Annotated in this window: 21 protein-coding genes; 8 read left to right on the forward strand and 13 right to left on the reverse strand. The window is 65.7% G+C overall.

Features of this window, described 5'->3' with window-relative positions; all coding sequences use genetic code 11:
• Positions 1-39 precede the first annotated feature (39 nt).
• The 5 genes from ACQR0W_RS08745 to ACQR0W_RS08765 all read left to right on the forward strand — a co-directional run bounded on the left by ACQR0W_RS08745 (position 40) and on the right by ACQR0W_RS08765 (position 5,697).
• Positions 40-2,040, forward strand: a complete 2,001-nt coding sequence (locus tag ACQR0W_RS08745; RefSeq protein WP_316170064.1) for a flagellar biosynthesis protein FlhA — start codon at positions 40-42, stop codon at positions 2,038-2,040.
• A 76-nt stretch (positions 2,041-2,116) separates the two neighbouring features.
• Entirely contained in the window at positions 2,117-2,809 is a 693-nt protein-coding gene (locus ACQR0W_RS08750; RefSeq protein WP_316170063.1) for a tetratricopeptide repeat protein, read from the forward strand.
• A 62-nt stretch (positions 2,810-2,871) separates the two neighbouring features.
• Positions 2,872-4,158 (forward strand): type II and III secretion system protein family protein, encoded by a 1,287-nt coding sequence (locus ACQR0W_RS08755; RefSeq protein WP_316166315.1) that lies wholly within the window; start codon positions 2,872-2,874, stop codon positions 4,156-4,158.
• Positions 4,155-4,802, forward strand: coding sequence for a hypothetical protein (locus ACQR0W_RS08760; protein ID WP_315751837.1), 648 nt, complete (start codon positions 4,155-4,157; stop codon positions 4,800-4,802). Before ACQR0W_RS08755 ends, ACQR0W_RS08760 begins: the two co-directional genes overlap by 4 nt.
• A gap of 427 nt (positions 4,803-5,229) precedes the next feature.
• Positions 5,230-5,697 carry a hypothetical protein gene (locus tag ACQR0W_RS08765; RefSeq protein WP_315825616.1) on the forward strand — a complete coding sequence of 156 codons (468 nt, stop codon included), beginning with the start codon at positions 5,230-5,232 and terminating at the stop codon, positions 5,695-5,697.
• Between the two features lie 52 nt (positions 5,698-5,749).
• Here the strand turns inward: ACQR0W_RS08765 and ACQR0W_RS08770 are convergent, their stop codons facing one another.
• From ACQR0W_RS08770 to ACQR0W_RS08785, 4 genes are all read right to left on the reverse strand, one after another.
• Positions 5,750-6,946: an acyl-CoA dehydrogenase family protein gene (locus tag ACQR0W_RS08770; protein WP_315825617.1), complete on the reverse strand. Its 1,197-nt coding sequence runs from the start codon at positions 6,944-6,946 to the stop codon at positions 5,750-5,752.
• Positions 6,947-7,041: 95 nt separating this feature from the next.
• Complete coding sequence (locus ACQR0W_RS08775) at positions 7,042-8,055, reverse strand: formamidase (RefSeq protein WP_315751834.1); 1,014 nt, start codon at positions 8,053-8,055, stop codon at positions 7,042-7,044.
• Between the two features lie 133 nt (positions 8,056-8,188).
• Positions 8,189-8,752, reverse strand: a complete 564-nt coding sequence (locus ACQR0W_RS08780) for a TetR/AcrR family transcriptional regulator (RefSeq protein ID WP_316170062.1) — start codon at positions 8,750-8,752, stop codon at positions 8,189-8,191.
• Positions 8,753-8,765: 13 nt separating this feature from the next.
• Positions 8,766-9,227, reverse strand: coding sequence for a nuclear transport factor 2 family protein (locus ACQR0W_RS08785; protein ID WP_315715053.1), 462 nt, complete (start codon positions 9,225-9,227; stop codon positions 8,766-8,768).
• A gap of 279 nt (positions 9,228-9,506) precedes the next feature.
• On the opposite strand from ACQR0W_RS08785, the gene ACQR0W_RS08790 reads away from it, so the two are divergent.
• Complete coding sequence (locus tag ACQR0W_RS08790) at positions 9,507-11,096, forward strand: ATP-binding protein (protein ID WP_315715052.1); 1,590 nt, start codon at positions 9,507-9,509, stop codon at positions 11,094-11,096.
• 90 nt (positions 11,097-11,186) lie between these two features.
• Positions 11,187-11,747 (forward strand): hypothetical protein, encoded by a 561-nt coding sequence (locus ACQR0W_RS08795; protein ID WP_315751831.1) that lies wholly within the window; start codon positions 11,187-11,189, stop codon positions 11,745-11,747.
• A gap of 27 nt (positions 11,748-11,774) precedes the next feature.
• On the opposite strand, the gene ACQR0W_RS08800 is transcribed toward ACQR0W_RS08795, so the two are convergent.
• On the reverse strand, positions 11,775-13,136 hold the full coding sequence (locus ACQR0W_RS08800; protein WP_316170061.1) for a UDP-N-acetylglucosamine-peptide N-acetylglucosaminyltransferase: 1,362 nt from the start codon (positions 13,134-13,136) through the stop codon (positions 11,775-11,777).
• A gap of 152 nt (positions 13,137-13,288) precedes the next feature.
• Positions 13,289-13,558: a hypothetical protein gene (locus tag ACQR0W_RS08805; RefSeq protein WP_316166325.1), complete on the reverse strand. Its 270-nt coding sequence runs from the start codon at positions 13,556-13,558 to the stop codon at positions 13,289-13,291.
• A 331-nt stretch (positions 13,559-13,889) separates the two neighbouring features.
• On the opposite strand from ACQR0W_RS08805, the gene ACQR0W_RS08810 reads away from it, so the two are divergent.
• Positions 13,890-14,711: an outer membrane protein gene (locus ACQR0W_RS08810; protein ID WP_315715048.1), complete on the forward strand. Its 822-nt coding sequence runs from the start codon at positions 13,890-13,892 to the stop codon at positions 14,709-14,711.
• A gap of 81 nt (positions 14,712-14,792) precedes the next feature.
• On the opposite strand, the gene ACQR0W_RS08815 is transcribed toward ACQR0W_RS08810, so the two are convergent.
• From ACQR0W_RS08815 to ACQR0W_RS08845, 7 genes are all read right to left on the reverse strand, one after another.
• Positions 14,793-15,917 (reverse strand): ABC transporter permease, encoded by a 1,125-nt coding sequence (locus tag ACQR0W_RS08815; protein ID WP_315751829.1) that lies wholly within the window; start codon positions 15,915-15,917, stop codon positions 14,793-14,795.
• Positions 15,918-15,920: 3 nt separating this feature from the next.
• On the reverse strand, positions 15,921-18,668 hold the full coding sequence (gene rbbA, locus ACQR0W_RS08820; protein WP_315825822.1) for a ribosome-associated ATPase/putative transporter RbbA: 2,748 nt from the start codon (positions 18,666-18,668) through the stop codon (positions 15,921-15,923).
• A gap of 8 nt (positions 18,669-18,676) precedes the next feature.
• Positions 18,677-19,774, reverse strand: coding sequence for an HlyD family secretion protein (locus ACQR0W_RS08825; RefSeq protein WP_316186534.1), 1,098 nt, complete (start codon positions 19,772-19,774; stop codon positions 18,677-18,679).
• Between the two features lie 152 nt (positions 19,775-19,926).
• A complete protein-coding gene (locus ACQR0W_RS08830) occupies positions 19,927-21,873 on the reverse strand; it encodes a tetratricopeptide repeat protein (protein ID WP_316186533.1) in 1,947 nt (648 codons plus the stop codon).
• Positions 21,874-21,942: 69 nt separating this feature from the next.
• Entirely contained in the window at positions 21,943-22,686 is a 744-nt protein-coding gene (locus ACQR0W_RS08835) for a di-trans,poly-cis-decaprenylcistransferase (protein WP_315751826.1), read from the reverse strand.
• A 36-nt stretch (positions 22,687-22,722) separates the two neighbouring features.
• Positions 22,723-23,103: a winged helix-turn-helix domain-containing protein gene (locus tag ACQR0W_RS08840; RefSeq protein WP_315715043.1), complete on the reverse strand. Its 381-nt coding sequence runs from the start codon at positions 23,101-23,103 to the stop codon at positions 22,723-22,725.
• Complete coding sequence (locus ACQR0W_RS08845; RefSeq protein ID WP_315715042.1) at positions 23,090-23,707, reverse strand: hypothetical protein; 618 nt, start codon at positions 23,705-23,707, stop codon at positions 23,090-23,092. The genes ACQR0W_RS08840 and ACQR0W_RS08845 overlap by 14 nt, the downstream gene beginning before the upstream one ends.
• Positions 23,708-23,795: the final 88 nt, after the last annotated feature.

The raw sequence follows: 23,795 nt of genomic DNA on the forward strand, positions 1-23,795 counted from the left end.
GACGAAGGTTTCGATCCCGCTTGGATGGAACCGCAAACTATGACGGCCATTGTCGAGAGCTTGACCCGCTGGTCGAACGACAAGCGCGAGCTTCTCGTCGTCATCCTGATCGTCACCACGATCACGGCGATGATCCTGCCGATTCCGACGGCGCTCGTCGACGTCATGGTGTCCGTCAACATCGGCGCGTCGATTCTGCTGCTGATGGTGGCGTTCTACTTGAACGCCGCGGTCGAATTCTCCGCACTTCCGGCAATCATTCTCATATCCACGGTGTTCCGGCTCTCGATTTCCATCACCATTACGCGCCTAGTGCTCAGCCAGGCCGATGCCGGGTCCATCGTTCAGACCTTTGGCGAGTTCGTCGTTTCCAGCAATGTCGTGGTTGGGCTCGTGGTGTTCCTGATCATCACGATCGTCCAGTTCGTCGTCATCACCAAAGGATCTGAACGGGTCGCCGAAGTTGCTGCCCGATTCACGCTCGATGCGCTGCCGGGTAAGCAGATGAGCATCGATGCCGACCTTCGCAATGGCGACATCAACCAGGCCGAGGCCCGGCGCCGCCGACGCCGGCTGGAGCGCGAGAGCCAGCTCTACGGAGCGATGGACGGCGCCATGAAGTTCGTCAAAGGTGATGCGATCGCCGGTCTCATCATCATCGCCGTCAACCTCGTTGGCGGCATCGTTGTCGGCACCGTGCAGCATAGGCTGCGCATCAGCGAAGCGATCCAGCTCTACTCGTTGTTGACGATCGGCGACGGCTTGGTCTCCCAAGTCCCGGCGCTGTTCGTGTCGATGGCGGCGGGAACGGTCGTGACCCGGGTTGCGACAGAAGCGCCGAGCAATCTTGGTTCCGAGATCATGGAGCAGATCACGTCGCAGCCGCAATCCCTGCAGCTGGCCGGTCTCATGATGCTCGGGCTGGCGTTCGTACCGGGTTTTCCGGCGCCGATTTTCCTTTTTATGGCCACCGTGTTCGGCGGCTCCGGCGTTGCGATGCTCTTGGCTCGACGGCGAGCCCAACGAACCTCCGGCACGGCGCAACCGTCCGACCCGTCAGAGCCCACGAGAAGTTCGCGGATCGCTATCCCGGCGGCCAAGTCTGCACCGATCATGATCCTCGCGGAAGCCGCCTTGTGCGATGAACTGCGGAGAGCCGGCATTCATGATCGGATCAGGCGGACGCGACAGGACGTGGCAGACTGGCTCGGATGCGCCTGTCCAGGGGCGGCAGTCGACGAAAGCAGCGCCCTGGCGCCCGGTCATTTCAGGATCGAGCTGCATGGCGTGCCTCTTCTGCTCTCGTCCGGTGAACTGGATCAGCCGGCAACCCGAACGGCGGGGGGAGCGGCCATCTCCGCAGTCGATGCCGAGCTGCGGCGCGTTCTTGTCCGCTATGCGCCGGAGTTCCTCGGCATACAGGAGACCAAGCGCCTGCTCAACCAGTTAGAGGCTGACTACGCCGACTTGGTGCGCGAGGCCTTGCGTGTGGTCCCTACACAGCGCATCACCGATGTCCTTCGCCGGCTGCTCGACGAGCGGGTGTCCATCCGCAATCTGCGGCTGATTCTTGAGACGCTGGCCGAGTGGGGAATGCGGGAGCAGAGCAGCGTCATGCTGGTCGAGCACGTGCGGCTGGCGCTGCGCCGGCAGATCTGCTTCGAAAGCTCAGGATTTGATCGGACCTTGCGCTGCTTCGTGCTTGATCGACAGACAGAGGAAGCGATCCGAACGGCCGTGCACGCCCTCGATGAAAACGCTCAGACGTCTCTCGATCCTGCCGTCAGCACGCGCCTGCTTGATGCGTTGACCCGGCAGCTTGCCGACGTCGATCATCTTGCCGCATCGCCGAGTATTGTACTGGCCTCCGCCGACCTGCGCCGGGTGGTCTGGACGCTGCTTGCGCCGTCCGGTCTCGATGTGGTCGTGCTCTCCTATCAGGAAATCTCAAAGGACTTTCGGGTCGAGCCGATCGCCGTCCTTGGATTGGATGAATCACGCGAGCAGGCTGAACCGTCCCCGATCCCGGCGATGCAATGAACCAGTCAACCCGCGACGACACCTGCGAGGTTTCGAGACTTGAACTATAAGACAGTGCAATATCCGTAGGAAGTACATGCGTAGCTCTGAAGGCCGGGAAACCGCGTTCAACGACCATCTGAAACCAAGTGCCGGTGTTTGCAGGCGAATGGCGCTGGCTGGCAGCATCGCCGGTCTGCTCTGCGCCTGTTCGTCGCTGAGCCCAGACATTGGCGGACCGGTGCCGACGCCCACGACCGCACCCGCCTCGGTCGAGGGTCGCAATCTCCCGGCCTCCACGGCAGCCGCAGCAGCTCCCGCCAACCAAGTCGCCGGGATGGAAGACAAGGACGATCGAATCAGAAAAGCGCGAAGCGAGCTCGCCAAACATCAAGCCGAGCCCGCCCTGGCAATCTTCACCAGCGTGCTCACCTCGGACCCCGAGAACATTCCGGCGCTCAACGGCCTCGGAGTGGCTCTCGACATGCTCGGCCGCCATGACGAAGCTCAGACAGCCTATCGTCAGGTGCTCGCAATCGCTCCCGCCGACATGATCGCAAGCAACAATCTGGGCCTGTCGCTTACCTTGACGGGCCGGTACGCCGACGCGATGACGGTTCTGCGGCCGATCGCGCTCGGTGAGAGCGCCTCGCCTCGTGCACGCCAGAACCTCGTGATCGCTATGGCGCTGAGCGGAGATCGCGATGGCGCCGCCAAGCTTGCGCGGGTCGACCTTCGGGAAGAGGACGTGAGGCTCAATCTCGAGATGCTCTCGGCGATGCGGCGCTGACGATGGGACCGTTTCGAATTTCGCCATCCGCCTGGCTGACCTCGATCGTGGTGATCCTTACGATGCTGGTTCATTGCGCGCCGGCATCATCCAACGCGCGGCAACAGGTGCGGATCTACGCGTCTCAGGGCGAGATGCTGACCTTGCCCCGTCCGGCTTCCAAGGTCTTCGTCGCCGAGCCGGCTGTTGCGGACGTCCAGGTCGCGGCTGCCAACCGCGTCTTCGTTTTCGGCAAAAAGCCCGGCCGTACGACGCTCTTCGCGCTCGACGATTCCGGCGCGACCGTCGCGACGTTCCGGATTGCGATTGCCTATGACGAGAGTGATCTACGGCAGCTGCTGCGAGCTCAATTCGCAGACCTCGACGTCAGGCTCTCGCGGACGCCGCGCGGCGCGGTGCTGAGCGGGCTGGTGCCCAACGCCGACATCGCCGAGAAGGTCCGCTCCACCTGCGCGCAGTTCCTCGGCGAGGACGAGGTGCTGCTCAATCAGTTGAAGATCGGCGGTAGCACGCAGGTGAACCTGCGGGTCCGTATTGCCGAGGTCTCGCGCAACGCGGTGAAGCAACTCGGCGTCAACTGGGAGGCCGCAGGCTCGGCCGGTGGCTTCAGCTTTGGGCTCTCGTCGGCGGCCTCAGGGAGGATCAATACGCCGGCAAACGGCAGCTACAGTGTGACTGCCATCGTGGATGCGCTCGCTCAGGAGGGACTGGTTTCAATCCTGGCAGAACCGACGCTCACCGCTGTTTCGGGTCAGAAGGCGAACTTCCTGGCAGGCGGCGAATTTCCGATCCCCGTCGCCCAAGGGCTGGACCGCATCTCGATCGACTTTCGTCGCTACGGCGTGGGACTGGAGTTCACACCGACGGTACTCTCCGATCGTCTGGTCAACCTGCAGGTCAAGCCCGAGGTCAGCGAGCTCTCGAACGAAGGCGCCCTGATCATGAACGGCGCCCGCGTCCCGAGCCTGATTACCCGGCGGGCGGAGACCACAGTCGAGCTCGGCAGCGGGGAGAGCTTCGTAATCGCCGGACTGCTGCAGAACAAGTTCAACACCGGCCTGGACATGTTGCCGGGGCTGGGCGACCTACCGGTACTGGGGGCTCTGTTCAGGTCGACACAGTTCCGGAAGAACGAATCCGAACTGATCATCATCGTCACGCCGACAATCGTTCGCCCGATCAGCGAATCGGCACGCATACCGGTCCCGACCGACTTCGTCGGGCCGCCTTCCGAGCTTGAGCGCATCATATTCGGCCGTCTTGGAACGACCCGCCCCGGGGCAGGCCCGATCGAGGTGCCGGTGCCGGGCCGGAGATTGCGTGGCGATGCCGGCTTCCTGATCGAATGACGGTCCTCCAAGGAGCGATAAACATGGCACCGATCAGAAGCGGCCTCGCCATCGCCCTCGCGGTGCTGGCTGCAGGCTGCGCTGTGGACCGGACGGCACCGCCACCGCAGCTCGCAGGTGAGACCGTTCATTACGTCTACGATGTACCTGCAGGACGCTGTTCTGCGGCGAGCTCCGGCGTCGAACACTTCGTGGCCGCGACGGCGAATGGCCGCCCTGAAAGCGTCCGTGCCTGGATCGAAGGACCGCCGGGGCCATGCACGGCGGCGATCGAGCATTCCATCATCCGAGCCGGCGTGGATCGCTCCCACGTCAGGCACGACGTTGCCTCGGCAATGCACCACGCGACGCGTGTTCACATCGATCGCCTGCTCATCAGCTCCGTTCGCTGCCATCTGTCGGATGGCTTCAATCGCGGCATCTTCGCCGACAATGCTGCCGATCCGGCCCTCGGCTGCAGCACGGCTGCGGCCTTTGGCGGCATGGTTGCGGATCCGGAGGATCTTCAAGCCGGAAAAGGACGCAGCCGCGCCGAAGGGGAACCGGCCACCCGCGCGGTCGCGAATTTGCGCGGGGAGCAGCCAACCCGTGCCGAACCAACCGGCGAGGACCGCCCGCAGACCACGGCTCATCCCGCGCAATGATTGTTCAAGCCGAAGAGCTCAGCCGTCGCCATTCCGACCTGGAGAGACCTCAGCGTCGCACGTTGCTCAAGGATAAAGCGGAAGCGATGGTGCCGTTGATCCGCAGATTTCTTGATCGCAAGCCCTCGGAGAGCTCAAATATTTTCCTGCGAAAGAGGTCGGGAGCGAAGTATCCAGAGGAGGTACGCCTCCGACTTCCACTTGAAGACGCGGTCGGGTTCGAGACAGCGGATCTCGACGTCGCAGCGTCACGGCGCTGGCTCAGCTACCAAGTTGTCCGTGTTGGACTACGCGGCTAAGTCACTCTCTCCCTCGGTCTCTTCGAGTTCACTGCACGAAGACGTCGCTCCCCCCCAAAGGACTCTTTTTCGAGCCTGTCCGCGGCGACATAGATGACATCGGCTTTTGCAGCGGCCTGGATCGGGCTTTGACGCAGCGACCGCCGCGCCACGACATCGTCCCTTACAATCGCATGTGTTCGGACCGCTTCTTCTCTTTTCGGCCGGACGAGAGCGGCAGCGCACTGGGCAGCGTCGAGGTGAAGGAGGCACTGGTCTACGATCAGTACATGCGCGGCGACATCGACTTCACGGGCTTCAGGGTGACCATCTCGCTACGAGAGCAGGCCTACCAAGCCTATCTGAGTCACGTCGGCATGCGGCAACCTGAGCTGCGCGATCGCGAGTCCTGGGATGGCCGCCTTCTCTTCCGCATCCCCTCGCGTCCTTTCGCGTTTCCCATGCCGCGCGGAAACTCCGATCCGTGGACGTTCGGAAAACGGGTGGTCGCCCCATTGCAGGCGATCGCTCGGTTCGCCTTCGACGAGATCGAAATCCAACTGCTGCGTGACGACCGAGGCCGCCGCGTGACCATGGGCGAGGCTGCGTGCGACTGAGATCCCGGCTGGCAGGCGCCCTTGCGTCTGCGGGCCTGACGCGCAGCGCGCCTCAGCCACGCACCACGCCGGCCCGCGCCTTCAGGAACTCGCGCGCGACGATCAGCTTCTGCACTTCGGTCGCGCCTTCATAGATGCGCAGCGCGCGGATCTCGCGGTAGAGGCTCTCCACGATCTCGCCCTTGCGGACGCCGCGGCCGCCGAACATCTGCAGGGCACGGTCGATGACGCGCTGGGCGGTCTCGGTGGCCGTGAGCTTGGCCATCGCCGCCTCGCGCGTGGTCGGCAGCTTCTGCACGTCGCGGCGCCAGGCCGCGCGGTAGGTCAGGAGCGCGGCGGCGTCGGTCTCGGTCGCCATCTCGCCGAACGCCGCCTGCGTCATCTGCAAGTCCGACAACGTGGCGCCGAACATCTTGCGGCTCTGCGCATGCGCCTGCGCCTCGTCGAGCGCGCGACGGCCGAAGCCGAGGGCGGCGGCCGCCACCGAGGCGCGGAAGATGTCGAGCGTCTGCATCGCCAGCTTGAAGCCGCCGCCGGGCACGCCGAGCCGGCGGTTGGCCGGGATGCGGCAATTCTGCAGGCGGAGCGTCGCCAGGGGATGCGGTGCGATCACCTCGATGCGCTCGGCCACGGAGAACCCCGGATCGTCGGGAAACACGACGAAGGCGGAGATGCCGCGCGCGCCGGGCGCCTCGCCGGTGCGGGCGAACAGCGTGTAGACGTCGGCGATGCCGCCGTTGGAAATCCAGGTCTTCTCGCCATCGAGCACGTAAGTATCGCCGTCCAGCCGCGCCGCGCAGGCCATCGCGGCGACATCGGAGCCCGCCTCCTTCTCCGACAGCGCGAAGGCCGCGAGCCATTCGCCGGCGCGCACCTTGGGCAGCACACTGGCGCGCAGCTCCGGCGAGCCGCCGAGCGCGATGGCGCCGGAGCCCAGTCCCTGCATGGCGAAGGCGAAATCGGCGAGGCCGTCGGCATAAGCGAGCGTTTCGCGCGACAGGCAGATCGCGCGCGAGTCGATCGCGCCGGCATCCGCGTCGGGCGCCACGACGGCGCTGTCGAGCAAGCCTGCGGCACCAAGCGCGCGAACGATCTTGCGGCAGGCGGTGTCGACATCGCCGTGATCGACGTCGTCGAGAACGCCCGAGCCGACGAAGCGGTCGAGCTGGTCGCACAGAGCGCGGTGACGCGACTCGAAGAACGGCCAGTCGAGCCAGTCGCGGGGGATCACCTTCGCCGAAACACTCATGACAAGACCTGTCCGCCAATTATTTTAAGTATAAAATAATTGGCGGAGGATCGATCTGTCAAGCTTGCGGCGGCTGGGCGCGCCGCCGCATTCGCTCACTCCGCCGCCCTGCCGAGCTTGCCGAAGGCGCGTGTCGGGGCCGGGAAGCCGCAGGAGGTGCCGTCGGTGACCTTGACCTGGTCCTCCCACGGCAGCCGGTAGGTGCCGGCGACCATGTCGTGCATGAAGGTGTAGGGACAATCCATCGCGCCGCCCTTCACTGCGACATAGCCGCGATGCCAGAGCTGATAGATGTTGTTCTCGACGCCCCAGTTGATGCGGGCCTCGCGCACGAGATCGGGGCGCACCTCGGCGGTGATGATCTCGTCGGCGCGCCCCGTCGTGCCGTGCGCGATGATGCTGCCGTCGAAATTGACGATCATGCCCTCGCCCATCGAATCGAACGAGCCGTCGGAGCCGCACATGCAGACATTGGCCGTCACCATCAGGTTCTGGAACGCATTGGCTTGGTTGGTGAAGCGCCAGCTGTCGCGGATCGGCGCGGTGTAGCCGGCGGTGCGAATCATGATTTCGGCGCCCTTGTAGGCGCATTCCCGCGCCATCTCCGGGAACATGCCGTCATGGCAGATGATGAGCGCGATCTTGGCGCCGCGCGGTCCCTCGATCACGGGTATGCCGAGATCGCCGGGCTCCCACGGCTCGACCGGAATCCACGGATGCAGCTTGCGGTAATACAGCTTGATGTCGCCGTGGTCGTCGATGATCAGACCCGAATTGTAGGGGTTGCCGTCGGGGTTGTGCTCCATGATCGAGAAGCAGCCCCAGATCTTGTTGTCGATGCAGGCCTGCCTGAACGCGGCGACCTCCGGCCCGTCGAGCCGGCACATGATCTCGGGATTGGTGTCCATCGACAGCCCGTGTAGCGAGTATTCCGGGAACACCACGAGATCCATGGTGCCGAGATTCCGCCGGGCCTTGCCGACCATCCAGACGATCTTCTCGGTCTGCCGCGCGAGGTCGTCCTTGCTCACAACGACCGGCAGCTGCAGCTGCACCAGGCCGATGACCACGCCGTTGTCGGATTTATTGAGACCGCCTAACCCGTTCATGCCGGACCTCCCTGGATGTCGCCGCTGCTCGAGACGTTGCTCGAGACAACCACGATTTCACGAGGGCCGCGCGCCGATATTTCAGCCCGCCATTTGCCGCTTGCTGAGGCAGCGGTCGCCGGCGCTTCGGGAGTCAGACGCCGGATGATCGTTGCAGGCGCGCTTGGAACCGCGTCAGCGCGCGGCCGAAAACGGCCGCCTCACCGGTTGCGCGCGCCAGCACCAGTGCACCCTGGATGCCGAGCACCACCTCCTCGGCGCCGTCGGCGGCCTGTGCCGCCGGCCAGCCGTCGCGGATCAGCGCATCGCGCAAGGCCTCGATCCAGCGTGTGAAGTAGCTGGCGATGGCGGCGGCGAAGCGATCCCGCGTCTCGTCGAGCGCGAACGCCCCGACGAGGCAGACGCGTCGGCCGGAACGGAAGTAGTCGTCGACGCCACGCCACATCCGCGCGATCGACTGCTCCGGCGGATCATCGCGCAGCGGCGCATAGATCTCGCGCTCGAACCAGGCGTCGACATGCGCCAGCACCGCCCGCCCCATCTCGTCCTTCCCGCCTGGAAAGAAGTGATAGAGGCTGCCTTTGCCCAATCCCGTCATCTCGGTGATCCGGCTGAGCGAGGTGCCCTCGAAGCCGAACTCGCGGAACACCTCGGCAATCAGCGGGATGACGTCGGCGCGCTCGTTGAGCGTCCGCATGGCTCTCCCTGCGTCAAAGTCCCAAGTCGGTCAGTCCGGGATGATCGTCCGGCCGGCGCCCGAGAGGCCAGTGGAATTTGCGATCGACCGCCTTGATCGGCAGGTCATTGATGCAGGCGTAACGGCGCTGCATCAGCCCCTGCGCGTCGAACTCCCAGTTCTCGTTGCCGTAGGAGCGAAACCAGTTGCCGCTGTCGTCGTGCCACTCATAGGCGAAGCGCACCGCGATCCGGTCATCGCTGTGGGCCCAGATCTCCTTGATCAGGCGGTAGTCGAGCTCCTTGGCCCATTTGCGGGAGAGGAAGGCGACGATCTCGGCGCGGCCGGTGATGAACTCGGCCCGATTCCGCCACCGGCTGTCGGGGGTGTAGACCAGCGACACGCGCTCGGGGTCGCGGCTGTTCCAGCCATCCTCGGCCATGCGCACCTTCTGGGTGGCTGTCTGCAGCGTGAACGGCGGGGCGAGAGAGCTCACGGAACATCTCCTTGTGTACTGTATAGTACAGACTATACCGATCGGTACACATCGTCAAGCCTCAGATGTCGAGCGGAGCTCCAGGCACAGGCTCGGCCGTGCGCAATCCGCGTCGACGCGCGAGGGCCTACTATCCCTGCGGTGCCCCTCTACCAAATGTGCGCGTCGCGACAGTCAGGACCCTTGTGTGCTCAACGGAAATTCGATGATCTGCTAAGGGAACCGACCGCGCCGCGGGGGCGACACGGTCCGTCGGCCACACTTTTGGGGATATCGGACATGTCGATGCTCACGCCGCATGGCGAGTGCCTGCTGTGGACACCTGAGCTGATCTGGGTGAACACGGTGTCCGACATCCTCATCTCCTTCGCCTTCTTCACCATCGCGTTCGTGCTCGCCTTCATCGTCTATCGCCGCCGCGACTTTCAGTTCAGCTACATCTTCTGGGCCTTTGCGCTGTGGGTGTCCGTCTGCGGGCTGACACGGCTGATCGAGGTGCTCACGATCTGGGTTCCGGCCTACAGCCTGGAGGCGGCGACCAAGGGCTTCCTGGCCTTCCTGTCGGTCGGCATCGCCGCCGCGCTGTTGCTGCTGCTGCCGCGGGTGCTGACGATGCCGTCCCGCGCCGAGCTGCGGAACGCCTATGCGCAGCTCGAGGAGGAGACGCGGCAACGGCGCAGTGCGGAAGCCATGGTCCGGCGGTTCCAGGAGATCGAGGCCACCGAGGCGCAGGTGCGGCAGGCGCAGAAGATGGAGGCGATCGGCCAGCTCACCGGCGGCGTCGCCCACGACTTCAACAACATCCTCACCGTGATCACCGGCACCATCGAGATCCTGGCCGAGGCGGTGAAGGACCGGCCGCAGCTGGTGCAGATCACCAGCCTGATCAACTCGGCGGCGGCGCGCGGCGCCGACCTGACGAAACACCTGTTGGCGTTCGCCCGCCGCCAACCGCTGCAGCCGCGCAGCGTCGACATCAACGGCATGGTGGTCGACACCGCCCGCCTGCTGCGCCGGACGCTCGGCGAGCAGATCGAGATCGAATCCATGCTGGCGCACGATTCAGCACCGGCCATGATCGACCCCAGCCAGCTGTCGACCGCGATCCTGAACCTCGCGCTCAACGCGCGCGATGCCATGCCGAACGGCGGCAAGCTCACGCTGGAAACCAAGAACGTGCTGCTCGACGCCGCCTATGCGCGCATGAACCCGGAGGTGATCCCCGGCAACTACGTGATGATCGCGGTCAGCGACACCGGCGAGGGCATTCCCGCCAACCTGCTCGACAAGGTGTTCGAGCCGTTCTTCACCACCAAGGACGTCGGCAAGGGCGTCGGCCTCGGCCTCAGCATGGTCTACGGCTTCGTCAAGCAGTCCAACGGTCACATCAAGATCTACAGCGAGCCGGGGCACGGAACCTCGGTCAAGCTGTACCTGCCGCAGGCCAATGCCGATGCCGATGCGGCACTGTCGACCATCGGCGCCGAGGGCATGGAGCGCGGCGACGAGACGATCCTGATCGTCGAGGACGATTCGCTGGTGCGCGAATATGTCATCGCCCAGATCAAGCGGCTCGGTTACACGACGCTCGCGGCCAGCAAGGCCGACGAGGCGCTGGCGCTGATCGACAGCGCGACGCGGATCGATCTTTTGTTCACCGACATCATCATGCCTGGCGGAATGAACGGCCGCCAGCTCGCGATCGAGGCGCTGAAGCGGCGTCCCAGCCTCAAGGTGCTGTACACGTCGGGCTATACGGAGAACGCGATCGTTCACCACGGCCGCCTCGATGCCGGTGTGCTGCTGCTCACCAAGCCGTATCAGAGCGCCGATCTCGCACGCATGCTGCGGACCGCACTGAACTCTTGACCGTGCGATGCGCGACGCATGATCCGGCCTGCGGGCGCGCGCGTTTCCGGGCCGGTGATGCGCACCTTCTTGCGGAGCTGAGGGACTTGAATGGCTGAGATGTTTTCACGCGGGCTGGCCGCCGTGCAGGCCTATGCGTCGGCCGATGACCCGCAGTCCGACATCGCCGCCAAGGTCGCGCTGATCATCGTCTCCAACCAGCCGTTCTATCCGCTCTATCTCCATGCTATCGTGGGCGCGGCGGCGTGGCCGGCCTGGCTGACGCTGCTCACGACGCCATTGTTCGCCAGCGTGCCGATGCTCGCGCGGCGCAGTCCGTTCGCCGGCCGCGCCTTGATGGTCCTGACCGGCACGGCCAACACGGTGTTCTCCGTCAAGCTGTTCGGCGCGCAGAGCGGCGTCGAGCTGTTCCTGCTGCCTTGCGCCCTGCTCGGCGCGCTGCTGTTCCGGCCAGCGGAGCGCCTGATGTCGTTGCCTTTGCTGGGACTGCCATTCGTGTCCTATCTGCTGATCGATGCCCGCCTTGGCGCGCCGCTGATGAAGGTCGCCAACTCCAATTACGGGTCGCTCGTCGCAATCAACGCGACCAGCGTCGGCGCGCTGACGGCCCTGATCGGGATCCTCGCTGCCGGACGCATGGCGACGCAGTAAGGCGCAGCAGGCCCGCCTCGTCCCTGCTCAAGACTTCGACGCCCAGATCGGCCCTGGCGCGCCGCCGCTGCGGCGGCGGTGCCACATCTGGTCGTAGAGATCCTGCAGCGACCGGGCATAGGCGGCAGCGTCGAACAGCGGCGCGGCCAGCCGGTTGCGCCAGAGCCTGGCCTTGGCCGCCTGCAGCAGATCCGGCTCGGCGGCGAGCGTCAGCGCCACCGCCAGATAGTCGGCCTCGTCCGATGCAATGAGCTCGGGACATCCGACCGCATGTAACAGGCTGCCAGCCACCCGCGAGGCAAACGTATCCCCGGCGCAGCTCACGATCGGCACGCCGGCCCACAGCGCGTCGCTCGCCGTGGTGTGGGCGCCATAGGGCGCGGTGTCGAGCACGAGATCGGCGAGCTGGAGCCGGCGCAGATGCTCGCCTTGCGTCGTTTCCGGCGCGAACACCAGGCGACCGGGCGCCACGCCGCGCCGAAGCGCCTCGCCGCGCAGATTGCCCTCGGCCGGATCGGACGCCAGCAGCCACAGCACGCTGTCCGGCGTCGCGTCGAGCAGGCGGCACCACAGGTCGAACACCGCGGGCGTGAACTTGTAGGCCTGGTTGAAGCAGCAGAACACGATGCCGGCGTCCGGCAGGCCGACCTCGGCACGGGTCGGCGCCGGGCCCAGCGCCGCCCGGCCGTGCGGCTGGTACGAATGCGGCATGTAGGCAAAACTCTCCGAATAATCGGCCGCAACGGCCAGCGGCGTCATGAACGGATCGGTGATGATGTAGTCGCAGATGTCGCCGCCCAGCGTCCCGGGATAGCCGAGGAAATTCACCTGGACCGGCGCCGGATGCAGCATCAGGATTCCGGTCCGGGCGCCGCGCGTATAGCCCTTGAGGTCGACCAGAATATCGATCTGCGCGGCATGCACCGCGGCCGCGGCGGCGCTGTCGCTCAGCGCGGTCACATCATGGAAGCCGTCGAAGACGGCGTGCAGCCGGCCCCGCATGGCGCCGCGATCGTCGGCGCCGAACGAGAACGCATGCAGCTCGCAGCGATCGCGGTCATGCGCCTCGAGCGCTTCGATCAGCAGATGCGCCGTGGCGTGGTCGTGGAAGTCGTTTGAAAGGTATCCGACACGAAGCTTGTCGCGGAATGTCAGATCGAAGCCAAAATCCAGCCGCGCCCGCTCGGCGCTGCTGGCTGCGATCCGGTCGCGGGTCCACAGCTCGGAGCAAAGGCGATGCTCGCCGGCGCTCATGCCGGGTACCGATAGCAGCAGGAATGGCGGAATTTGCCCCGACCGCGCCTGCGCCAGCGACAGCCGGGCGTCGGTCGACGACCGGGCGAAATCGTCCCAGGCACACATGCCGCGGTCGCGCCCGAGCGATCTCATTCAGGTCCATCCATGGCGGAGCTGACATCAGACCCAGCAAGTCCTGCGCCAGACCCCGGCCTGCAGATGAAATGGAGACGCGCTGTGACAACTCCCTCACTGTCGCTCTGGCGCCGATCGCGCCGCGGGAATGACGCGCTGTGCCCGAAGAACTACGCGGCCGCCATCTGCCGGTGCGACGGCCGGTAGGAGGCCCCGTGATGGCCAATATTGTAGTTGATGTTCGCCGGCGGTTGCGACGGTGCCTGGCGAGCGACGAAATAATCCTCGAGCTCGGCGACCGCACGGCTTTCCCATTCGGCCGCCTGCGCCAGCAGCGAGTCGCGCTGATGTGGGCGAAATGCCGCAGTCTGGCGGTACAAGGAGGCGATGGTCCGATAGCGCCGCACGTTCTCGAGAACCGCTTCCCCATTCATCATCATGATGCTCTCCCCTCTCCGTCCCCCAGGACGCGCCGAAGGTGCACGCGCCCGATTTGCGAAATCGTTAGCGGGCAAGACCGCGTGCCCGGATGGTTGGCGAATCCTTGACTAACGCGGTGCGGCCGATTGTCCGCTTCGTCGAAACGGCTCGGTATCAGTTGACCGCCTCGTCGGATTTACAATGACTTAAGGTTAAGACCACACGCGCGGAAAGTGACGTCGTCACAGATACTTACGCTCACGAGTGTTGTAGTTGAACTACAGCCTAATCGGCCGAATTGTGAGAAAAGCTTGTCTCAATGTTGCTGATTTTGATTGAGGATTGTGACCGATGAAGACTCTTGCCTCAGCCGTCTCTTTGCTCCTCGCCAGCTCGCTCGGCGCATTCGCCGCGGATCTGCCGGCCCGCTACACCAAGGCTCCCCCTCCGGTCGCGATCTACAACTGGACCGGCTTCTACTTCGGCGGCAGCGTCGGCTACGGCTGGGGCCGGTCGAACTTGAACACGACGCTGGACCAGACCAGCAGCTGGGCGGTCGAGGGCGCCGCCTTCCAGAATGAGTTCGTCAACATCAGCAACAACCGGCTCAATCCGGCCGGCGTGCTCGGCGGTCTCCAGGCCGGCTACAACTGGCAGAGCGGCGCCGGCGTCTTCGGCATCGAGGCCGACATCAACGGATCGGACCTCAACAAGCGGACTGTCTACACGGCGGCCAACCCGCCCACGACCCGCACCTTCAACGAGAGCATCCGGAACGACTGGTTCATGACCCTGCGCGGCCGCGCCGGTTACGCGGTCGATACGACGCTGTTCTACGTCACTGGCGGTCTCGCGGTCGGCAATGTCAAGGGCAGCTGGGATCTGACCTCGGCAAACGGCTACACCAAGACCGCCTCGGCCAACGAGACCCGGGTCGGCTGGACCGTCGGCGCGGGTGTCGAGCATGCGTTCGCACCGAACTGGACCGTCAAGGCAGAGTATCTCTACACCGACCTCGGCAGCATCAACTACACCTCGGCCTACGTCCCGGGCAGCACCTTCGCCCCGCCCGGCTCGAACTACGTCGAGCGCCTGTCCCAGGACTTCTCATTCCACACGGTCCGGGTCGGCGTGAACTACAAGTTTGGCGGCCCGGCGGCCGCGCGCTACTGATCGCCGTCATCCATAGCGACGCCATTCAAGGAAGAGCCTCGGCCCAGTGCCGAGGCTTTTTTGTTAGGGTCGAGGGCGGGCTCAGGCCGCCGCGATCGCCGCCCGGAAGCGGCGCAAGGTCAACGCCAGGACCACCGCGCCGATCGCCGCCACCGCTACGAATTGCGGCCAGACGACATCGATGCCGGCGCCGCGATAGAGGATCGACTGGGCGAACGACACGAAATGCGTCGACGGCGACGCCTTCATGATGGTGGCGAGCCACACCGGCTGGCTTTCCACCGGCGTCATCCCGCCCGACAACAGGTTCATCGGCACGGCGACGAGGATATAGAGCAGACCGAGCTGGGGCATCGACCGCGCGATGGTGCCGAGAAACAGCCCGACGGCGGTCGCGAAGAACAGATACAGCACGGTGCCCACCATGAACAGCGGGATCGAGCCCATGATGGGCACGCGCAGATACCACCGCACGACGGCGTAGAGCGCGATGGCGACGGCGACCGCGATCACCAGCGCATTGGCCCAGATCTTCGACATCGCGATCTCGAAGGGCGACAGCGGCATGACCAGCAGATGATCCATGGTGCCATGTTCGCGCTCACGCACCAGCGCCGCGCCGGCCAGGATGATCGCGAGCATGGTGACGCTGTTGATGATGCCCATCACGCCTTCGAACCAGGCCGTCGTGACGTTGGGATTGAACGCGATCCGCGTCACCAGGTTGACCGGGGCGGACGAGGATGTCTCGGAGCGGGCGACGAACCAGGCGACCTCCGTATTGATGATCTGCAGCGCATAGCCGGATCCGATTCCCGCCTGGATCATCGCGGTCGCATCGACGTTCACCTGCACCGACGGCTTGCGCCCGGCAAGGACGTCACGCTGGAAATTCGGCGGGATGTCGAGCACGAACGTGAAGCGGCCGCTGTTCATGAGCCGCTCCACCTCGCCTTGGCTGATGTAGACAGGCGGCTGGAAGTAAGGCAGCTGGAATACGCTGGCGATCCGGCGCGACAGCTCGGAGCTGTCCTCGTCGACGACGGCGATCGAGGCGCGATGCAGCTCCTGCGAACTGCTCTGCGCCTGGCTGATCACCGCCACGGTGAACGAATAGATCACGAGCCCGATCAGCACGACGTCGCCGAACAGGCTACGCAGCTCCTTGGTTCCGAGCCAGAACACGTTGGAGAGCGAGCGCATCATGGCTCACGCCTCCTGCTTCGGCAGCATCGCCAGGCTGAACCCGGTCAGGACGGGAATGAAGATCAAAAGGATCAGGATGTCGGCGCCGACATCGGCAAAGCCCAGCCCCTTGGTGAAGGTGCCGACCGCGATCGGGCGGTAGTACGTCATCGGGAAGACCATGCCGATCAGCTTGGCCACGCCGGACAGCGACGACACCGGGACCAGCATGCCCGAGAATTGCGTGGCCGGCAGCACGGTCAGGATCGCGGTCCCGAACAGGGCCGCGATCTGGGTGCGGCAGAAGGTCGAGATCAGCATGCCGAAGCCGGTCGTGGTGACGACGTAGACCAAGGTGCCGACCATCAGCGGCAGAAAGGCGCCCTTGAGCGGGACTCGGAACAGGACCATCGCCATCACGTACATCAGCGCGAAATTCACCAGCGCGACGGCGATGTAAGGCAGCTGCTTGCCAAGCAGGAATTCGAGCCGCGTCACCGGCGTGACATAGAGATTGGTGATCGACCCCAGCTCCTTCTCGCGCACGACCGCGAGCGCCATCAGGATGGCCGGAAACAGCGCGAGCAGCAGTGCGATCGTGCTTGGGGCCATCGCGTAGATGCTGTCGAAGGACTGGTTGTACTTGAACCTGATCTCGACATTGACCGGCGAGGCCGGCAACGGCTGCGTCGTCTTGACGGCGGGATCGGAGAGATAGAGCTGATGCGTGCCTTCGAGGTAGCCTCGGATGGTCTCGGCGCGGAACGGCATCGCGCCGTCGATCCAGGCCGACACGAAGGCCGGCCGGCCGCGCTTGATGTCGACACCGAAGTTCGGCGGGATCTCGATCGAGGCCTTGATGTCGCCGCTCTTCATCCGCCGTTCGAGCTCGGCATAGTTGGCGAGCGGTGGCCTTTCGACGAAATAGCGCGAGCCTCTGAGCTCCGACAGATAGGCGCGACTCTCCGGCGACTGATCGCGGTCGAGCGCGGCGAAGGTCAGGTTGTTGACGTCCGTGGAGATGCCGAAGCCGATCACGATCATCAGGAACGCCGTTCCGAACAGCGCGAACATCAGCCGGATCGGGTCACGGATCAGCTCGAGACCTTCGCGGATCGTATAGGCGAGCAGCCGCCGCGGGCTGACGGCGGCCTGCCGTTGCTCGTCCCGCGGCCGATCGGCGGGGCGTGGATAGGGTCGCGCCTGGGTCAGCGTGACCGGCGGATCGGCGACGCCGGCATCCTGCTCGAGGAAGGCGATGAACGCCTGCTCCAGCGTCTGCGCGCCCTTGGCGCGGATCAGGCCGTCCGGCGTGTCGGTCGCCAGCACCCGCCCCTCATGCATCAGCGACAGCCGGTCGCAACGCGCCGCCTCGTTCATGAAATGCGTCGAGACGAAGATCGTCATCTCATCTTGACGCGAAAGTTCGATCAGCAGGCGCCAGAACTGATTGCGCGCGACCGGATCGACGCCCGACGTCGGCTCGTCCAGGATCAGCAGATCGGGTCCGTGGACGATCGCCACCGCGAGCGACAGGCGCTGGCGGATGCCGAGGGGAAGATCGGCCGCGAGGCTGTCGATATGGTCGGTGAGGTCGCAGCGCTCGACCAGTTCGGCAATCCGCTTCCCGGCAGCGGCCAGCGGCAGATGGAACAGCCGCGCATGCAGCACCAGGTTCTGCCGCACGGTGAGCTCGCCATACAGCGAGAACGCCTGCGACATGTAGCCGACGCGGCTGCGCGATTCATGATTGCCGGCCTCCATGGAGCGGCCGAAGATCAGCGCCTCGCCGGCGCTAGGAGGCAGCAGCCCCGTCAGCATCTTCATCGTCGTGGTCTTACCGCAGCCGTTGGAGCCGACGAAGCCGAAGATCTCGCCCTTGCGGATCTGGAAGTTCACGCCGTCGACCGCGGTGAAATCACCGAAGCGGCAGGTCAGGTCGCGCGCGACGATCACGGTCTCGTGGCTGCCGTCGAGCTCGGACTTGGCCGGCATCTCGGCGCGGTCGCGCGCCGGCCGGTCGGGCAGCAGCGCGACGAACGCGTCCTCGATCGACGCCGCGTGGGTCTGCGCCTTGAGCTCCGTCGGCGTGCCGGTCGCGAGGATGCGCCCGTCGTTCATCGCGATCAGCCAGTCGAAACGCTCCGCCTCCTCCATATAGGCGGTGGCGACGATGACGCTCATGCCCGCCGCGCTGCGCGCGCGCAGACGGTCGATCAGGTCCCAGAACTGCCGGCGCGACAGCGGATCGACGCCGGTGGTCGGCTCGTCGAGGATGAGCAGATCGGGATCATGGATCAGCGAGCAGCACAGGCCGAGCTTCTGCTTCATGCCGCCGGACAGCTTTTTTGCCGGCCGGTCGGCGAAATCGGACAGCGCCGTCGCCTCCATCAGCTCGGCGATGCGCCAGTCGCGCTCGGACCTCGACTGGCCGAACAGCCGGGCAAAGAACGCGATGTTCTCGCGCACGCTGAGATCGGGATAGAGATTCTTGCCGAGACCCTGCGGCATGTAGGCGATCCGCGGACACACCTGCGTGCGGGCGCGCCGGTCCGCCATGTCGGCCCCGAGCACGCGCGCCTGCCCGTCCTGGATCGCGCGCGCGCCGGCCAGGATCGACAGCAGCGACGACTTGCCGACGCCGTCCGGGCCGATGAGCCCGACCACGCGGCCGGCGGGAATGTCGATCGAGACGTTGTCGAGCGCGATCACGCCGCGATAGCGCTGCGAGACGTTCCTGACCATCGCGACCGGAGACGCATCGCCGATCATGTCGGCCATCATGGCGAGACTTGCAGACGCGCCGGCCATGCGACGTCGGGATTCCACCTGACATACGCCACGCCCGGCAATCCGCTCCTCACGGCATCGGCATGCGCAGCCAGTCTATCCGGATCGACGCGTACACGGATGCGAAACATCAGCTTGTCACGCTCGCTGCGGGTCTCGACCGTCTTCGGCGTGAACTGCGCCTGGCTCGCCACGAACGCAACTTTCGCCGGGATCGGACGATCCGGATAGGCATCGAGCACGATCCGCGCTTCGGTGCCGATCTTGACCTTGCCGACCTCCTCGGTCGGCAGGAACACGTCCATGTAGACATAGCCGATGTCCAGCATGGTGAAGACCTTGCCGCCGGCGGCGAGAACTTCGCCGACATTGGCGAGACGATATTGAATGCGGCCGGGCTTCGGCGCGATCAAGGAATTGTCGGCGATCTGAACGGTGTAGAGCGCCACGTCGTGACGAACCGCTTCGAGCCCGCGTTCGGCTTCGAAAATCCGCGCCTGCGCGCCGGCAAGGCCGGCGGTCGCATTGTCGAGCGCCTGCTGGCGCTGATCGGCCAGCTCACGCGTGGTCCAGCCGCTCTGCAGCAGGCTGCGGGTGCGCTCCATCTCCTGCTCGGCGAGCGTCTTCTGCGCCTGCAGTTGCGCGAGATTGGCACGGGCCTGGTCGACGACGTGCTGCGCCTGCTCGGCCTGGGCCTGCGCCTTCGACAGCGATTGCTGCAGCTCCTTCGTGTCCATCCGCGCCACGATCTGCCCGGCCTCGACGCGATCGCCGATATCGGCGCGCAGCTCGGCGACGCGCCCGGCATATTTGGTCGCGATGTCGATCTCGTCAGCCTCGATGCGGCCGTTGCTCACGCTGATGCCCACCGGCAGCGGCGGATGCAGGCGCTGCCACCAGACGTAGCCGCCACCACCGGCCGCCCCGACGGCGAGCACGAGCAGCAGAAACGGCCACAACGCCCACCTGCGCCGCGGCTGATGGGACACGGGAACAGGCGCCGACGAGGGAACGACAGCGCCGGGTCCAGCATGCGTATCACGAACAGGCCGGATGTCACTGCCAAGCTCGGATTCCTGCTGATTCATTCCAAAAACGCCTTCGTCGCTGAAGCAGGCGTTCCGTGTGCCATACGCACGCAGAAATCCGTTGACGCAGCTCAATCGCCATCGGGCGGCACGCGCCGGCGGCTCAGCCAGCCGATCACGTTTCAGTTATGGCGTCGTTGATGCTCAAACGTTCAGCACACGCTGACCATCGCGAGCTGTGCGGCGAGCGCCTCGCGCACGCGCGCAACGACGTCGGCATAGTCACGTCGCGCGTCCTGGCGGAACAGCCGCACGCTCGGATACCAGGGACTGTCGTCACGACCGAGCAGCCAGCGATAGTCCGGCGTGAAGGGCAGCATGATCCAGGTCGGCTTGCCCAGCGCGCCGGCCAGATGCGCCACGCTGGTATCGACGGTGATGACCAGGTCGAGATTGTCGATCAGCGCCGCCGTATCGACGAAGTCACGGATGTCAGCGGTGAGATCGAGAATGTCGTCGCGCGCGGCGAGCGCGGCCTTGTCGGACGGCCGAGGCTCCTTCTGCAGACTAACGAACCGCGCGCCAGTCCCGAGCAGCGGCGCGAGCGTCGGCAACGGAATCGAACGGTTGTGATCATTGAGATGCGCGGGGTTGCCCGACCAGACCAGGCCCACCCGCAAGCGGTCATGCGGACCGAGTCGCTGTTCCCAGATCGCCCGGCGCGCCTCGGGAGGGCGCGGCAGATAGCACGGCGCAGCAGGGATGGTGTCGAGCCGGGTGGCGAAGGCGAGCGGCAGGCTCGACAGCGGGCAGTGATAGTCGATGGCAGGCAGCGCATCGATGCCGCGGGCAAGACACTGCGCCACGCCGTCCAGGCCGGACAGAAGCGGCTGCAGCGGCGCGTCGACCTCGAGCGCGACGCGCGCGCCCTGCGCGGCCACCAGGGTGGCGTAGCGCGAAAACTGGATCGTGTCGCCGAGCCCCTCGTCGCTATGGAGCAGGATCGTCTTGCCGGCGAGGGGCGCGTCCGCAAGCCACAGCGGCGCCTCGAAGCTGCGCTCGACGAAGCCGACGGCGCGACATTTTCGTCCCCATTCGCGCGCCGCCCAGCCGCGGGCGAAGTCGCCGGTCAGCAGCCGGAACAGCGCCGCGTTCCAATGCGCATCGGCCAGATCAGGCTTCAGCGCGACGGCGCGATCGAAGCTTTCGAACGCCTCTGCAAAGCGATGCAGCTCGGCCAGCGACGTGCCGCGATGATTGTGGAAATCCGCGGTCTGCGGCCGGAGCGCGATCGCCTTGTCGAACATGGCGACGGCGTCATCGTGACGGCCGAGGTTCTGCAGGATGCATCCATAGCCATTGGCGAAGTCGGGATTGTCGGGCGCCAGCAGCTGCGCGCGATGGCCGAGAGTCTCGGCTTCCTGGTAGCGGCGCAGCCGCCGCAGCGCGATGCCGTTCAGGTACAGCACACCCGCCTGATCCGGCATCACTGCCAGCGACTGCCCGAAGCGCGAGATGGCCTGCTCGTAATGGCCGGCATCGAAATGAAGCGCTCCGGCCTTATTGGCCGCCTCGACGTGATCTGGCTTGAGCTGCGCCACCTGATCGAAGGCCAGCGCCGCCTCGTCACGCCGGCCCTGGGCTTCGAGCACCTCGCCGAGACGAAACCACGTCGCGGCACGATCGGGCGCGAGCTGCAGCAGCCGATCACAGGCCAGCGCCGCCTCGGCGTGCCGCCCCCTCAGTTGCAGCAGTTCGCCAAGCGCATCCCAGCTCTCCACAGCATCCGTCTGAAGCTGCAGCGCGCGATCATAGGCCTTGATCGCTTCATCGACGCGGCCGGAGCCCCGCAGCGCCTGCGCCAAGCCGACGAAGGACTCCGCTGCGGACATGTCCTGCCGAACGGCGCGGGCAAACCACTCGATCGCATCATCGGCGCGCTTGAGCGCCAGGCAGACCTGTCCCATCGCACGCAGCGCGTCGAGCGAGGCCGCGTCCAGCGTCAGCGCGCGGCGGCACGCATCCTCGGCCTGCGCGAGCCGGCCGGCGCGCAGCAGCCGCAGCGCGGCGGCGCACAGCGCATCGGGCCTATCGGTGTGGCCCATCGATCCGGATCTGACCGGAGGCTTGCCGGCAGGCCGGCGCTGCTTGTGCTTCATCAGGGGATCTCTGCGCTCGTGCTGCAAGCGGTAGATGATTCCCCGATGTGCGGAAAGATTGAGCCGTCGTCAGGCGACCGGTGCCGGCGCCAGCGGCACCGCCTCGAGTCCTCCGAAGCGGCGCTCGCGGCCGCGGAACGAGGCGAGCGCCTGCGCGAGATCTGCGGCATCGAAATCGGGCCACATCCGCTGGGTGAAATGCAGCTCGGCATAGGCGCCTTCCCAGAGCAGGAAATCGGACAGCCGCTGCTCGCCGGAGGTGCGGATGATCAGATCGACGTCGCGCAAGCCGGCTTCGCCGGTCACGAGGTCGGAGAACGCCGCACGCGTCAGGCCGTCGATTTCGCGGGCCTTCGCCGCGGCCTCGAGGATCGCGTCGCGCGCCGAATAGTCGACCGCGATGCGCAGATGCAGGGTGCTGCCGTCGCGGGTTGCCGCTTCGGCCCGGCCGATCGCGTCGGCGATGCCGCCGGGCAGCCGGTCGCGACGGCCGATCACGGTGAGGCGGACGCCGTTGCGTACCAGCGACTCCACCTCGCTGGCGAGATAGACCCGCAACAGCGCCATCAAGGCGGCGACCTCGGCACGCGGGCGTCGCCAATTGTCGCTGGAGAACGCATACAGCGTCAGCGTCCCAATGCCCTGGTCGGGCGCGGCTTCGACGACGCGCCGGATCGCCTCGACCCCCGCCTCGTGCCCGCGCAGCCGCGACAGGCCCTTGCGCGTCGCCCAGCGGCCGTTCCCGTCCATGATGATGCCGACATGCAGGCCATCCACCACAGCAGGCGATTTAGGTTGCAGACTACTTTGCATTGCAAAGCTCCAGGTCGAAAAAGTGCGATGCGCGATTCAGATGCGGCCCGGGATCAGGCCGACCGACGATGGCGTATGTTCCTTGCCGGCAGCCGCCGCGGCGTCGCGGACGAGGCGCTCGAGCACGGCGAGATAATCGAGGAAGCGGCGGCGTCCCGCCTTGGTCAGCCGGCAGGTGGTATGTGGGCGATTGCCCTCATAGCCCTTGGTGACCTCGACGAGACCGGCTTCCTGCAACACCTGCAGATGGCGGGACAGATTGCCGTCCGTCAGCCCGCAGAGCTGCTTGAGGTCGGCAAAAGCGAGACCCTTCGGGTGCGCCATCAGCGAGGTGAGCAGGCCGAGCCGTGCCTTCTCGTGGATGACGCGATCGAGGCCGTCATAGGAGAACGGCGCGCTGCCGTCAGTCTTCGACATCGGACTCTCCGGTCGCAAAATACAGAATGCCCGCCATCAGCCCCTGTCCGATCGCGAACGGAAGCCCCATCGTCCATGGCGACAGCGCATGCGTGGCGCTGCCGACCAGCAGCACGGCGAAGCCGGCCATGAAATAGAACGCCCCGGCAAGCGCCACCGTGCGTGGCAGCGAGCGCACCGACGCGAACACGCCGAGCGACATCAGGATCTGCCACAGGCCCGGCAGCATCCACAGCGCCTCCGGCGCGAACTTCCACAGCAGCACCGCGAGCAGGACGCCAGCGATGCCCGCTGGCAGGAACTGCTCGACCGCCTGATGAATCATCGCGTCCGCAAGGCCGGAATGATGCCGGCGCGACCGCGCCCGCATCTCGAACCAGATCATCGTCAGCGACACGCAGGCTGCCGCCGCCCATCCGAGCAGGAACGTCCACGCGTCGGCCGTCGGGTCGCGCAGAAACAGCTGCTGAAGCAGCGCAGTGACCAGCGCTACGGCCGAGGTCGCGGCCATCGTCGCCGGCCCGTAGCCGCGAAATGCCGTGCCCGCCGCAAGCTGGCTGCGGATCGCGATGATGTCCGCCAGCGCCTTATCGAGGTCGCGCATGTCTCACCTGAGGCCCGGAACGGCTCGTTTAACTTTGCAATACAAAGTATATACGAACGCAAAGTCGATGCAAGCCCGCGCGATTCCG

The sequence above is a fragment of the Bradyrhizobium sp. HKCCYLRH1034 genome (genome assembly GCF_051168375.1).
In the GTDB taxonomy this organism is placed as follows: domain Bacteria; phylum Pseudomonadota; class Alphaproteobacteria; order Rhizobiales; family Xanthobacteraceae; genus Bradyrhizobium.

Coding starts and splice junctions, on each gene's coding strand:
- ACQR0W_RS08745 (WP_316170064.1), top strand. CDS start 40: ATGACGGCCATTGTCGAGAGCTTGACCCGCTGGTCGAACGACAAGCGC.
- ACQR0W_RS08760 (WP_315751837.1), top strand. CDS start 4,155: ATGACGGTCCTCCAAGGAGCGATAAACATGGCACCGATCAGAAGCGGC.
- ACQR0W_RS08750 (WP_316170063.1), top strand. CDS start 2,117: ATGCGTAGCTCTGAAGGCCGGGAAACCGCGTTCAACGACCATCTGAAA.
- ACQR0W_RS08840 (WP_315715043.1), bottom strand. CDS start 23,103: ATGTCGAAGACTGACGGCAGCGCGCCGTTCTCCTATGACGGCCTCGAT.
- ACQR0W_RS08770 (WP_315825617.1), bottom strand. CDS start 6,946: ATGAGTGTTTCGGCGAAGGTGATCCCCCGCGACTGGCTCGACTGGCCG.
- ACQR0W_RS08845 (WP_315715042.1), bottom strand. CDS start 23,707: ATGCGCGACCTCGATAAGGCGCTGGCGGACATCATCGCGATCCGCAGC.
- ACQR0W_RS08790 (WP_315715052.1), top strand. CDS start 9,507: ATGTCGATGCTCACGCCGCATGGCGAGTGCCTGCTGTGGACACCTGAG.
- ACQR0W_RS08800 (WP_316170061.1), bottom strand. CDS start 13,136: ATGAGATCGCTCGGGCGCGACCGCGGCATGTGTGCCTGGGACGATTTC.
- ACQR0W_RS08830 (WP_316186533.1), bottom strand. CDS start 21,873: ATGAAGCACAAGCAGCGCCGGCCTGCCGGCAAGCCTCCGGTCAGATCC.
- ACQR0W_RS08835 (WP_315751826.1), bottom strand. CDS start 22,686: ATGCAAAGTAGTCTGCAACCTAAATCGCCTGCTGTGGTGGATGGCCTG.
- rbbA (WP_315825822.1), bottom strand. CDS start 18,668: ATGATCGGCGATGCGTCTCCGGTCGCGATGGTCAGGAACGTCTCGCAG.
- ACQR0W_RS08775 (WP_315751834.1), bottom strand. CDS start 8,055: ATGAACGGGTTAGGCGGTCTCAATAAATCCGACAACGGCGTGGTCATC.
- ACQR0W_RS08805 (WP_316166325.1), bottom strand. CDS start 13,558: ATGATGATGAATGGGGAAGCGGTTCTCGAGAACGTGCGGCGCTATCGG.
- ACQR0W_RS08795 (WP_315751831.1), top strand. CDS start 11,187: ATGGCTGAGATGTTTTCACGCGGGCTGGCCGCCGTGCAGGCCTATGCG.
- ACQR0W_RS08825 (WP_316186534.1), bottom strand. CDS start 19,774: ATGAATCAGCAGGAATCCGAGCTTGGCAGTGACATCCGGCCTGTTCGT.
- ACQR0W_RS08810 (WP_315715048.1), top strand. CDS start 13,890: ATGAAGACTCTTGCCTCAGCCGTCTCTTTGCTCCTCGCCAGCTCGCTC.
- ACQR0W_RS08780 (WP_316170062.1), bottom strand. CDS start 8,752: ATGCGGACGCTCAACGAGCGCGCCGACGTCATCCCGCTGATTGCCGAG.
- ACQR0W_RS08815 (WP_315751829.1), bottom strand. CDS start 15,917: ATGATGCGCTCGCTCTCCAACGTGTTCTGGCTCGGAACCAAGGAGCTG.
- ACQR0W_RS08755 (WP_316166315.1), top strand. CDS start 2,872: ATGCTGGTTCATTGCGCGCCGGCATCATCCAACGCGCGGCAACAGGTG.